This window comes from Alteromonas sp. AWJ4_199 (genome assembly GCF_056159165.1).
Genome location: NZ_JBSWUR010000001.1, coordinates 2,444,582 through 2,457,651, shown reverse-complemented (window position 1 = coordinate 2,457,651; position 13,070 = coordinate 2,444,582). Strand labels below are relative to the sequence as shown.

General features: G+C 45.9%; 10 protein-coding genes. 6 read left to right on the top strand and 4 right to left on the bottom strand.

The features are described 5' to 3' along the window. Window positions 1–4 precede the first annotated feature (4 nt). The 4 genes from ACXAER_RS10775 to hslR all read right to left on the bottom strand — a co-directional run bounded on the left by ACXAER_RS10775 (window position 5) and on the right by hslR (window position 6,001). The gene (locus ACXAER_RS10775; RefSeq protein ID WP_474829110.1) at window positions 5–2,431 is read right to left on the bottom strand and encodes a TIM-barrel domain-containing protein; all 2,427 of its coding nucleotides are present in this window, start codon (window positions 2,429–2,431) and stop codon (window positions 5–7) included. 234 nt (window positions 2,432–2,665) lie between these two features. Further along, entirely contained in the window at window positions 2,666–4,228 is a 1,563-nt protein-coding gene (locus tag ACXAER_RS10770) for a phosphoenolpyruvate carboxykinase (protein ID WP_474829108.1), read from the bottom strand. Between the two features lie 445 nt (window positions 4,229–4,673). Beyond that, entirely contained in the window at window positions 4,674–5,573 is a 900-nt protein-coding gene (gene hslO / locus ACXAER_RS10765; protein WP_474829106.1) for an Hsp33 family molecular chaperone HslO, read from the bottom strand. Window positions 5,574–5,596: 23 nt separating this feature from the next. Continuing rightward, the gene (hslR, locus tag ACXAER_RS10760) at window positions 5,597–6,001 is read right to left on the bottom strand and encodes a ribosome-associated heat shock protein Hsp15 (RefSeq protein ID WP_179984995.1); all 405 of its coding nucleotides are present in this window, start codon (window positions 5,999–6,001) and stop codon (window positions 5,597–5,599) included. Between the two features lie 128 nt (window positions 6,002–6,129). Between hslR and gspC the strand changes: the two genes are divergently transcribed. The 6 genes from gspC (at window position 6,130) to gspH (ending at window position 13,069) form a co-directional block, all read left to right on the top strand. After that, window positions 6,130–7,050, top strand: a complete 921-nt coding sequence (gspC, locus tag ACXAER_RS10755; RefSeq protein ID WP_474829104.1) for a type II secretion system protein GspC — start codon at window positions 6,130–6,132, stop codon at window positions 7,048–7,050. Between the two features lie 116 nt (window positions 7,051–7,166). After that, on the top strand, window positions 7,167–9,212 hold the full coding sequence (gspD, locus tag ACXAER_RS10750) for a type II secretion system secretin GspD (RefSeq protein ID WP_474803613.1): 2,046 nt from the start codon (window positions 7,167–7,169) through the stop codon (window positions 9,210–9,212). A gap of 1 nt (window position 9,213) precedes the next feature. Then, window positions 9,214–10,773 (top strand): type II secretion system ATPase GspE, encoded by a 1,560-nt coding sequence (gene gspE, locus ACXAER_RS10745; RefSeq protein WP_474829101.1) that lies wholly within the window; start codon window positions 9,214–9,216, stop codon window positions 10,771–10,773. Next, on the top strand, window positions 10,774–12,000 hold the full coding sequence (gspF, locus tag ACXAER_RS10740; RefSeq protein ID WP_474829099.1) for a type II secretion system inner membrane protein GspF: 1,227 nt from the start codon (window positions 10,774–10,776) through the stop codon (window positions 11,998–12,000). It abuts the gene before it with no gap. After that, window positions 12,000–12,437 (top strand): type II secretion system major pseudopilin GspG, encoded by a 438-nt coding sequence (gspG, locus tag ACXAER_RS10735; RefSeq protein ID WP_474829097.1) that lies wholly within the window; start codon window positions 12,000–12,002, stop codon window positions 12,435–12,437. Before gspF ends, gspG begins: the two co-directional genes overlap by 1 nt. Before the next feature lie 5 nt (window positions 12,438–12,442). Next, window positions 12,443–13,069 (top strand): type II secretion system minor pseudopilin GspH, encoded by a 627-nt coding sequence (gene gspH, locus ACXAER_RS10730; protein ID WP_474829095.1) that lies wholly within the window; start codon window positions 12,443–12,445, stop codon window positions 13,067–13,069. The last annotated feature ends 1 nt before the right edge of the window (window position 13,070 follow it).

Sequence of the window (13,070 nt, the reverse complement as noted above, 5' to 3'; positions counted from 1 at the left end):
TACATTATCGCATGATCACAACTTCAACAGACTGCTGATAGTCGCAGTTAAATGCAAGCGAAAGCGTTTTCCCTTTTTCATCCCATGCAACTGGCACGCTATGGCCATCAATCAAAACACGCGAAGGTTTTTGACTAAAGCCGTGCACCACGTAGGTGATGTTGCGCTGCTTCGGCATACCGATATAGCTGCCGTCACTGCCAAGAGAAAGGGTTAACTTAGCGTTATCATCAACTGACGAGCGTAGCTGTAAACTAGTGTACAAACCTTTTTCAACAGACGCTGGATTCTTACCGTCATCTTCGTAATAGGTGTAAGAAGATGCTGCTACAGAGCTGTCGTGCCAGTAATGTATCTCTAGCTCGCGAGCATTAAACTGCTCTGTACGATCAAGCCCTTTTGACATGGGCATAAAGCTGCCTGCTTTAACCCATACAGGGAAGTTTTCTTGGGTTAACGGGTAATCTACCGTTTGCCCGCCTTGGTATTTGGTGTTTGAGAAAAAGTCGAACCAAACGCCTTTTGGAAGAGTTGTCGGCCATTGGGTCTGGTCAGGGCTAGTCACGGGTGAGACCAACAGCGCGTCGCCCCATAAATAGCTGTCGGCGTTCTCAAACCAATCGCTTTCACTATACTCCATGGCCAAGGGGCGCATTAGCGGCGTACCGTTCAGTGCATTTTCAAATGCCATCGAATAGTTGTAAGGCAGCATGTCGTAACGAAGCTGAATGAACTTGCGCGCAATAGACTTCACCGGGTCGGCATGGAAAATAGGCTCTGGGGCAATATTATCCTGTGCATGAGGCCTAAATACCGGCGAAAAAGTACCGAACTGAAGCCATCTTGTATAAAGCTCGGCATCAAAGGTTTCGCCTCCGGCAAACCCACCTAAGTCAGAATGGGTATACGCCATTCCAAAAACACTCATTTGAAGTGCCAACTCTACCTGAGGTTTAAGTCCGCCCCAGCTTCGACTCACATCGCCTGTCCACGGCACCATACCGTAGCGTTGGCTGCCCAAAAAGCCTGAACGCATCAGTACGAAGGGGCGCGTGTCGGGTTGTAGCGCAGTTAAATTGTTATACACGGTTTTCGCCCACTGATGACCGTAGGCATTGTGCACTTCTGCGCCGCTTACTTTTGTAGACTGCCACATGTGCTGAATATCGTCAGGGTGCACTTCAGGCTCGCCCAAGTCGCCCCACCAGCCCGCAACGCCCTGTGCAGCAAGCTTTTCATAGTATTGCCAAAACCAATCTTGGCCGGACTCACTGAATACATCGACAAGGCCGGTATTGCCAAAATAAAAATCAAAGGTATACGGCGTGCCATTATCGTTTTGAGCAAGAGCATTATTGGCAACGGCGCTTTCCCATTGCTTTGAAGTTGTAAGAATAAAAGGCTCGGTTATAAGCACGGTTTTTACATCTTGAGCGCGTAGCTCGCTGATCATTTTTTCAGGCTCAGGGAAAGTGACAGTGTCCCAGCTTAAGTTCCCCATGTGCCCTTTTATGTCTTTACCAAACCAGTAAAGGTCTAGTACCACGGCATCAACAGGAATATCTTGCGTGTTAAAGGCATCGACAACATCCATGACCTGCTGCTGCGACTTATAGCCAAAGCGAGAAGCAAAGTTACCTAACAACCAACGCGGTGGAAGCGGCTGTTTTCCCGTTACTGCTACGGTATTCGTAACCGTGTCTTCTAAATTTTCACCCAACACCATGATGTAGCTGGCACGGCCGCCTTGTGCCTTAAATAGCAATTCGTCGCTGTTCGTTTTGCCAATATCTAGCTCGCCAGAAGCGGTGTTATCAAACAATACGCTATAATTTTTTGACGACATCACAGCCGACAAGCCAAAGTACATTTGATTTGAAGAGGTGGTGTAACCGTAGTGTGCTTTGTTATAAAGCGGCATGCTATGACCACGACGATCCATACCTAAAACGCGCTGGCCGCCACCGTAGAGTTTTTCGTTTTCATCTAACGCAAACGACAGGCTGACGCCGTTACTGGAAATACTTAGTCCGCCTTGTTCTTTTGCTACTACTTTGCCGTTTACCGAGTAACTGATAACGTGCGTTAATTTATCGACATGCGCAGAAATATTATTGAATTTCAAGGTAAGCGTTGTTGCGGTTTCTTCTAGCTCAACATCGCCTGCGATATCTTTTGTAACTGCACTCGTGCCTTCCTCAGGAAGTGCCATAGAAGGTAGGTTTGCGTAGGGCGCACCTTTGACATCGGTAAGATAGGTTACCTGAAAACTGTTGTTACGCAGCGCCTTTATCTTAAAATCATTAGTATCCGTATCAATGGTAAGCGTTGCGTTTTCAAGTGTTGCTGTTTGAACTTCCGCTAGCGCATTTACCGAAAAAAATGCCAAACTAGCACATGCAAGTGCTATACGCTGTTTCCTGTCTATCATGCTCAAAACCTTTTTTATGCTTCCTAGCGAAGCGCACTTAATTGACGAAGCGCGCTTAATTAAAAGCCTACTTGTGTACCGTGAATGATAGCCAGTGCATTGCTCAACTTAAATAAACATACGTATTCATAATGTTAAATTTGTTAACAGCAATAAAAAAAGCCCGCAACACGGTGCGGGCAAAACATCAATCACGTTGAGTGTGATGAACGTTGGGAAGGGGCGAACGGGGTATTAGTTACCCGGCCCGGCTTTAACGATAGCGTCGCTAACGTCATATTTTTCAAAGTTCTGTTTAAAGTCGTTAACTAAGTTAGCGGCATATTCGTTGTACTTCTCTTTGTCTGCCCACGTGTTTTGTGGCACAAGCAAATTGCTGTCTACACCGTCTATTGCCACTGGCACATCTAGGTTTAACGCGTCAATGTGCTGGGTTTCAACATCAGCCAAGTTACCCGATACAATCGCATCGATGATGGCGCGCGTAGTAGGAATATCAAAACGGCTACCTGTGCCGTAAGGGCCGCCTGTCCAACCGGTATTAACTAAGTAAACCTTTGCACCAAACGCTTTAACACGCTTAATCAGAAGCTCAGCATACACGCCTGCCGGACGCGGGAAGAAAGGCGCACCAAAACAAGTTGAGAAGGTTGATTCAATATCGCTAGTAGAGCCAATTTCAGTAGAGCCTACTTTCGCTGTGTAACCGCTTAGGAAGTGATACGCCGCAGCTTCTTCAGTTAGTACAGAAACAGGAGGCAATACGCCACTTACGTCACAGGTCAAAAATACGACCGAGCGAGGTTCTCCACCACGGTTTTCAGCAACGCGCTTTTCAATGTGTGAAAGTGGGTAGGCCGCTCGTGAGTTTTGGGTTAACGATGTGTCGGTGTAATCTGGTGTACGCGTATCATCAAGCACTACGTTTTCTAAAATAGTGCCAAACTTAATCGCATTCCAAATAACTGGCTCGTTCTTTTGAGATAGGTCGATACATTTAGCGTAACAACCACCTTCGATATTAAATACGCTACCTGGTGCCCAGCCGTGCTCGTCATCACCAATCAAGAAACGCTTAGGGTCAGCTGAGAGCGTAGTTTTACCTGTGCCTGAAAGACCGAAAAACAGAGTCACATCGCCTTCTTCACCCACATTAGCTGAACAGTGCATAGGGAGCACGTCTTTTGCTGGAAGCAGGAAGTTTTGCACTGAGAACATGGCTTTTTTCATTTCACCTGCGTAACGCATGCCAGCAAGCAACACGCGCTTTTTGGCGAAGTTGATGATAACTGTGCCGTCGCTGTTTGTGCCGTCACGCTCTGGTTCACAGGTGAAACCAGGTACGTTTAAGATTTGCCAAGGCTGGTCACCTTTCACATTCCACTGCTGTGGAATAATAAATAGATTACGAGCAAACACATGCTGCCAAGCAGTTTGCGTTCTTACCTCAAGAGATAAGGCATGTTCGGGGTCAGAGCCCACTTGAAGGTGTGAAAGAAAGTGTTCTTGGGTAGACAGGTAAGCTTCTACTCTATCCCACAGTGCATCGAATTTGTCGGCGTCAAAAGGCTTATTAACTTTGCCCCAATCGATGTCGTTTTCGGTAGTTGGCTCTTTCACAATAAAGCGGTCGTTTGGAGAACGACCGGTACGTTTGCCGGTTTCAACGACAAGCGCGCCGTTTTTGTCTAATACACCTTCTCCGCGCAATACGGCGCGTTCGATGAGCTCTGCATTTGGCAGGTCGATAAGTGGCGTTACTTTCAGTTCCGTTTGAATTGAGGCTGCTGCGGTCATGGCTGTTACCCTATATGTAATTTTTCAAAAGCACTTTCAAAAAAGTATCACCTCTTTGAGTGTAATGTAAACAAGGCCTTTAGAGCATTTATAAAACGCATACTCACTATTTAGAACATACTAATTTCATAAATATTGTAAATTAATTACAAGGAAAGCCTTTACCTTGGATATAAATGCAAAAATAGGGATTAGAAAACCTATATTGATCGATGAATTTCAAAATAAAAAATTAAATTTTTTTTGAAACAGCGAGTGAAAACTTTGACTGAAACCGGGAGAAAAAGGAAAGTGGGACTGTGGAGAAAAGTTAAACACTTACTGCTGGGCATTTTTTGACCACAAGTGAAGTGTTGAGCGAATGAATTGAGATATACTGCGAGGTGTTCTGAAATAAAAAAGCACCTTTGAAAGAAGGTGCTTTAACACAGAAGTAAACAAGTAGTTACTGATTAGAAGAAGGAGCGTCGAAGTTGCCACTGTGAATAGCTTCAACGTCTATACTGTCAAAGCGGTATTCTGCATGGCAGTACTGACAGTTCATTTTGATCGCGCCTTCTTCAGCAATAATCGCGTGAAGTTCAGACTTCTCTACATGACGAAGCGCTTCTGCGCTGCGTTCCTTCGAGCATGAGCAGGCAAAGGTTACGTCTTTAGCTGGATACACTTCCACATCTTCTTGGTGATAAAGACGGTATAAAATGTCTTCAACAGGCAAAGAAAACATCTCTTCTTTGGTCAATGTTTCGGTAATTTTTGAGATGTGAGCAAATTCATTGGCCTGCGACACGTCGGTTGCGCTTGCATCGGTAGGTAGAACCTGAAGCAATACACCCGACGCTTTCGCATTTTTAGGGTCGCTCATGTCTGTCATCAGATGAACGCTGGTTGCAAGCTGCTCTGACTGAGCAAAGTAGCCCTCAATACATTCAGCAAGAGACGGTTTATCTAAAGCTACAACACCCTGATAACGTTCACCTTCATCTGGTGTAATCGTAATAACCAATACGGCCTGCGACAATAGCTCAGAAAAGGTATCTGGCAGCGTTTCCAGTGTTTCATCCCAGCGCGCCACACCGCGAAGTGTTTGCTCATGAGTGGCATTTAATACCGCGTAACTTACCGGCCCTTTACTTTGAATTTGCAGTGAAATTTCACCTTTAAACTTAAGGGTTGCCGTTAAAAGTGACGTCGCCGCAGCCATTTCACTTAGCAAAGTTTGAATTTGCACTGGGTATTCATAGCTGTGCACTATTTGCTTCAAGCTTTCATCCAGGCGAACCAGTTCGCCACGAACGTTAGCTTGAGTAAATAGGAAGCGGTGTAATTTATCGAAATCGCTCATAAGTAATCCTGTTTAGCAGCTCATTATTGCTGCTTAAATTTAATAATCTGTCTTCGCTGCTTTTTATCAGGTCTATGATCTGGTTTAGGACTGTGAAAAGCGCTCATTTTTCGTGCAGCCTGGTTTTCTTCACGTTTTGTTACACTTTCAGCCGTTTCTTCGAAAAGAGCTTGTGCCAATGGCGCACTCAAGCGCTTGTCGCTTAAGCCTAGCACCTTTATTTCGCGAATATCCCATCCCGCGGGAACTTTAATCATGGCTCCAAGCTCTACATGTTTACCAGGTTTGGCCCGTTGCCCGTTGTACTGGACTTTTCCCGATTGCACCATGTCTCTCGCAATGGCGCGCGTCTTAAAGAACCTTGCAGCCCATAGCCACTTGTCCAGCCTAACATTTTGTGGTGTATTGTTACTTTCCGATTGGCTCATGTAATAATTTCGTAATGGTGCGGCTTTAGTGTTTGACCCTCACCTTTACTAGGCTATTATGGGTTTGCTAAAGCGCGGTTAACCAAAAATTCACTATATTATAATAAAGCAGTACCATTAGTGGCAGCATGACATTCAATAAACCCAATCCACAATCTCTGGTTGTTTATCTAAGCCAGCATCAAAAACAGCTACATACCATAGTAGTGGTTCTGCTTAGCCTGTATTTAATTGCGTTTGCTGCCAAACTCGTGTGGCGAATTATACCTGAACCTCAACTATCTGCGACACCCACAGTAAGCCGTGCTCCGGTTATCTCATCGTCATCAGGCAAAAGTGGGGTCAACATTGCAAAAATACAACAGCTGAATTTATTTGGTAATGCGGCAGCTAGACCTGCTGAACCCGTTGCAGAAGTGACCGACGCCCCTGAAACCCGTTTGAATCTAACCTTAACGGGCGTTGTAGCCAGTTCAGAGCAGGAAGCGGGTACCGCGATTATTGAAAATCGTGGGAGCCAAGCGGTGTATGGCTTGGGTGAAAAGATTGAAGGCACCAATGCCACGTTGCAAAAGGTGTATAACGATCGCGTCATTATTAAAAACGGGGTGAGAAACGAAACCCTGATGCTAGACGGCATTGACTACGACGAAGCTAATCGTCGCCGTGAAATGCAGGCAAGAAATCGCCCTGAGCCAGAAGATGAATTAGAAGAAGATACCGTCGAGCTTAGCGATGAAGCATTAGAGGCAACTGCGGCACTTCGTGAACGGCCTGCTAGCTTTACAGATTTTATTTCGATATCGCCGAAAACCGAGGAAGGCCAACTTATTGGTTATCAAGTTAGTCCTGGGAAAGAGCCTGAGTTATTCAAATCGGCCGGGCTTCAGGCTGGCGATGTCATTACCCAAATTAACGGGCTAGACCTTACCGACTTGCAACAATCGCAAGAGGCACTGTCTGAGCTACGCAATGCACAAAATATAGAATTAACGATTATTCGAGATGGCAGTTTAACCACGCTCTACTTAGATTTACCCGAGGCGTAACAACAACTAAAACGGTAACGGCTCGTTTTTTACTGGTAAGCGTTTGTGTAGAGGTCAGCACAGTAACTGTGCAAGCAATTCAGCCATCGACATGTTAGGAAATGAAGGAAGTTAGAATGAAAAGGCGCACTAGCCATAAACTATTATCTCGCTTAGGCACCGCCATGTGCACAGCGCTTCTGTGTTTCTCGGTGACTGCCGCTGAATACATGCCTAATTTCAAAGATACTGACATCAATGAATTCATTAATATTGTTGGTAAAAACCTAGAGCGAACCATTATTGTCGACCCTAACGTACGTGGAAAAATAAGCGTACGCAGTTACGACATGCTTAATGAAGATCAGTACTATCAATTTTTCCTAAACGTACTCCAAGTTTACGACTTTGCTGTAGTTGAAATGCCAAGCGGCATCTTAAAAGTTGTACGCTCTAAAGACGCGAAAACTTCTAATATTCCAGTAGTGGAAGGCGCACAACAAGACGGCGATGAGTTTATTACCCGCGTAGTGCCTGTTTATAACGTGCCGGTACGTGAACTAGCCCCTATTTTACGACAGCTAAATGACCAAGCGGGCGGCGGTAACGTGGTTAGCCACGACCCATCAAACGTGATGATGCTAACGGGCCGTGCTGCAGTGGTTAATCGTCTTGTTGAAATCATTGAACGCGTAGACCGCGCTGGTGACGAAGAAGTAGAGATTGTTAAGCTTCGCTATGCTTCAGCCTCTGAGATGGTACGTATTATTGAAAGTATCAACAAATCACAAGGCAAAGCGAATACAGGCGCAAAGTCAGAGCCTCGCGTAGTAGCTGACGATAGAACTAACTCGGTTATAGTGAGTGGCGATGTTAAAGCACGCCAGCGCCTCATTAACCTTATTCAGCGTATGGATCAGGAACTTGAGTCTAACGGCAACACACGCGTACTGTTTCTTAATTACGCAAAGGCAGAAGACTTAGTTAAAGTTCTTCAAGGTGTATCAGCCAGTATCCAAGCAGAAGAGCAAGGCAGCGGTACCACATCGCGTAGAGCAAGTTCAAACCGCGAAATCAGCATTGATGCGCATGAAGATTCTAACGCCATCGTTATAACTGCAGAGCCAGACATGATGCGCTCGCTAGAAGAGGTTGTACGACAGCTGGATATTCGCCGTGCACAGGTACAAGTTGAAGCTATTATCGTAGAAGTGTTTGAAGGCGATGGCACAACGCTAGGTGTACAATGGGTTTCAGAACAAGGTGGCGGCACGCAGTTTAGCAACGGTGTAGTTCCTGTAGGTTCATTAGCCGTAGCCCTTAAGCAAGCAGAAGATGATACAGACACTGAAGCCTATGTTACCGACGACGGTGAAGTGGTAACTGTGACTACCACCGATGAAGGCGACTATACTTCACTAGCAAGTCTTTTAGGTGGAGCTAATGGGTTGATTGCCGGTGTTATCGAAAATGGCTGGGGCGCTGTTGTCCAAGCGGTAAGCACTGACACCAATTCTAATATTCTTGCCACACCTCACCTTACCACTATGGACAATGAAGAAGCCTTTTTCATTGTAGGTCAGGAAGTACCGATTATTACCGGTACTACAACGGGCGCGAACAACTCTAACCCGTTCCAAACGGTAGACCGTCAAGAAGTAGGTATCAAACTTAAAGTGACACCGCAAATAAACGAAGGCGATGCTGTTCAGCTACTTATTGAACAAGAAGTGTCGAGCGTAAGCGGTGCAACCTCGGTAGATATTTCTATCAACAAACGTGAAATCAAAACCACAGTGATCGTTGATGATGGCGGTACTATCGTACTAGGTGGATTGATTGATGAAGACGTACAAGAAAGTGTGTCTAAAGTACCACTCTTAGGCGATATCCCTATTCTTGGTCACCTTTTCAAAACCACGTCTACCAGCAAGCGTAAGCGTAATCTAATGGTGTTTTTAAAGCCTACGATTGTGCGTGACGGCGCTACTATGAACTCAATCAGTCACCGTAAATACAACTATATTCGAGCGCTACAGCTTAAACGTCAGCAAGAAGGTGTGTCTCTAATGCCAACGGCTGAAACGCCGAGCATGCCTGAGTGGAACGATGCACTAGCCCTACCACCTTCATTTGAAGAGTACCTTTCTGAGAAAGAGAAGCAAAAAGAAGGTAACGAGTAGTATGGCGGATGAACAACTTACTCAAGCACTAGAGGCGCAAGAAGAAGCCCTAGAAGCCATGGGTGAAGAGGCCGGTTTACCTGAAGAAGAGGCTGGCCCTAAGCAGTTATCGTTTAGTTTTGCAAAGCGCAACCAAGTGTTGCTTGAAACCAACGAAACGCCTGCAGTTCTGTATTTTACAGAAAATACGCCATTTGACGTGTTTGCCGAAGTACGTCGCTTCTATGGTGAGCCCTTTGTACCTAAAACCATACCCGCTGACGAGTTTGAAAACTTACTGACTAGCGCGTTTCAGCGCGATAGCTCTGCAGCTAAACAGCTTATGGAAGACCTTGGTAATGAAAGCGATTTATTCGCCCTTGCCGAAGACTTGCCTGACACTGAAGACTTATTAGACAGTGAAGATGATGCGCCTATCATCAAGCTTATCAACGCTATGTTGGGCGAAGCGATTAAGGAAGGCGCGTCGGATATTCACATCGAAACCTTTGAGAATCAGCTTGTTGTTCGCTTTCGCGTAGACGGTGTATTACGCGAAATTTTGCGTCCTAACCGCAAGCTTTCTTCTATGTTGGTGTCCCGTATAAAGGTAATGGCCAAATTAGACATCGCCGAAAAGCGTGTGCCTCAGGATGGTCGTATTACGCTTCGCATCGCCGGTCGCGCTGTGGATGTTCGTGTTTCTACCATGCCATCGAGTCATGGCGAACGTGTAGTGCTGCGTCTTTTAGATAAGAACAATGCTCGCTTGAATCTAGAAGATTTGGGCATGACGCTTCAAAACCGAAACCATTTTTCGTCCCTTATCAGAAAGCCTCACGGCATTATTTTGGTTACCGGCCCAACAGGCTCTGGTAAAAGTACCACGCTGTACGCAGGTCTAACCGAAATAAACTCGCGAGATAGAAACATTTTAACGGTTGAAGATCCTATCGAATTTGACCTTCCAGGCATTGGACAAACACAGGTTAACCCTCGTGTGGATATGACCTTTGCCCGCGGGCTTCGCGCGATTTTGCGTCAAGATCCTGATGTAGTCATGGTGGGTGAGATTCGCGATATCGAAACCGCACAAATTGCCGTTCAAGCCAGTTTAACCGGTCACTTGGTACTGTCTACGCTGCATACTAATACCGCAGCAGGCGCTATTACTCGTTTAGAAGATATGGGGATTGAGCCATTTTTGCTGTCTTCGAGCTTATTGGCCGTATTGTCACAGCGACTGGTACGTACCCTGTGCTCAGATTGTAAAAAGCCCCATACGCCAGACGCTTCTGAGCTTGAAGTGCTAGGGCAGAGCGCAACGAGCGACACCACTATCTATAAGCCGCACGGCTGCGCAGCGTGTAATCAAACTGGTTACCGTGGCCGTACCGGCATTCACGAGCTGTTATTAGTTGATGAAAAAGTGCGTGAAATGATGCACGAAGGTGTGGGCGAACAAGCTATTGAACGTTATATCAGAACCTCGACCCCAAGCATCCGTGAAGACGGCTGTAGCAAGGTGCTAGCTGGAGAAACTTCTCTTGAAGAAGTGCTTCGAGTAACGAGGGAAGATTAAATGGCGGCATTCGCTTATAAAGCGGTTAATGCCCGCGGTAAAAATACAAATGGGGTGCTTGAAGGCGATAACGCACGTCAGGTACGCCAACAGCTGCGTGAAAAAGGTTTAATTCCGTTAGAAGTAGAGCAAGTTGCAGAGCGGTCTCAAAGCGAAGGCAAAGGGCTTTCTTTTTCACTGTTTAAGCCACGTATTTCAGCATCGGATTTGGCGCTTCTTACACGCCAAATGGCAACGCTTGTAGAATCAGCACTTCCTGTTGAAGAAGCTCTACTCGCTGTCGCCGAACAGTGTGAAAAACCCCGCCAGAAGAACATGATGATGGCGGTACGCAGTAAAGTGGTAGAAGGTCACGGCCTTGCAGACGCGCTTGCACAATTTCCTAGTGTGTTTGACGAGCTATACCGCGCGATGGTCGCAGCTGGTGAAAAATCCGGTCACCTTGATACCGTGCTTAACCGATTGGCCGACTACACTGAACGCAGGCAGCAAACCCGCAGCCAAATTACTCAAGCGATGATTTACCCATCGTTAATGCTGTTCTTTGCAATGGGTATCGTATTACTGCTGTTAACCGTAGTAGTGCCAAAAATTGTTGGCCAGTTTGACCATATGGGGCAAGACCTGCCGGGCATAACACAGTTTCTTATTTCCGTAAGTACATGGCTTCAGAACTACGGTTTATTTATGCTAATTGGCATAGGCGTACTTATTGTTATTATTCAGCGCGTGCTACAGCAAAAACACATGAAGCTGCGCTATCACAGAGCACTTTTAACCCTACCTTTAATAGGCAAAGTGTCTAGAGGCTTAAATACAGCTCGCTTTGCGCGAACCTTAAGTATTTTGAGTGCCAGCGCAGTGCCGCTACTTGAAGCTATGCGTATTTCAGGCGATGTACTGGAAAATCAGCATATTAAAAATCAAGTAGCCGATGCGGCAGTCAACGTTAAAGAAGGCTCTAGCTTGCGCGCTGCGCTAGATAACACGAAAATGTTTCCGCCAATGATGATGCACATGATTGCATCAGGTGAAAAGTCTGGCGAGCTACAGCAAATGCTAGCTCGCGCTGCAGATAATCAAGATAGGGAATTTGAAGCGCTTATTGGTGTCTCACTTAAGGTATTTGAACCCTTACTTATTGTATCGATGGCAGGCATTGTCCTGTTTATCGTTATGGCAATATTGCAACCAATTTTAGCATTGAACAACATGGTGAATATTTAATGAAAACACTTAATCGCAGTTCTGGTTTCAGTTTGATTGAAGTCATGGTCGTACTTCTAATCATCGGTATTATGGCCTCAATGGTTGCACCACAAATTTTGGGTAATCAAGAGGAAGCACAGCTTAAAAAGGCCGCGGTAGACATTCAGCAAATGGAAAGTGCGCTTGAAATGTACAAGCTACGTAACAACCGCTTCCCAACTACTGAACAAGGTCTGGACGCGCTAGTAACAGCGCCGACTATCGACCCAATCCCACGCAACTATCCAGAAGGCGGCTTTATCAAGCGTCTTCCTGAAGATCCATGGGGCAACCCATATACGCTAATTAGCCCGGGAGAGCTTGGCGTGGTGGATATCTTCTCTAATGGCCCAGACGGTGAGCCGGGTACTGATGATGACATCGGTAACTGGAACATCAACGAATACTTGAACTAACCTATATGCGCTACCGCGGCAGTACATCGTTTCATAAAGCAGGCTTCACCCTATTAGAAGTCATGCTGGTACTGCTGCTTATGGGCTTGGCGGCGGGTTACGTTATGTTTAACGCCTTCGGCGCAAGTAAATCAGACCTATTGAAAACCCAAGCACAGCGCCTGCAGGTGATTGTTGATATGGCCAGCGACTTCGCGGTGTTAAATCAACAACAGCTGGGCGTACGTTTTGAAGCTGACAAAAACGAATACTACTTCGTTTACCTAGACGACGATGATGAGTGGCAGCGTATTGAAGGCGAAAAAACCTACGAGCCTTACACGTTACCCGAACCTTTTACCTTCACCTTAAATTTAGATGACCTCCCATGGGACGTTGAAGATAGACTCTTTGACAGAGAATTATTCGACGAAAACCTAAGTGTTTCCGAAGAAGGGGTAGAAATAGGTAACGAAGAAGAGAAAAAGCTGCCTCCACCGCAAGTGCTTATAATGTCGAGCGGCGAGATCACACCTTTTACCCTATCGTTTAATTATGAGGGCGATGATGGCGACGCCCCTGTTTATTTCAGTCTGCAAAACCAAGACTTACCGCCTTTAGTGCTTGAAGGGCCCCTGGAGCGTCCACTATGAA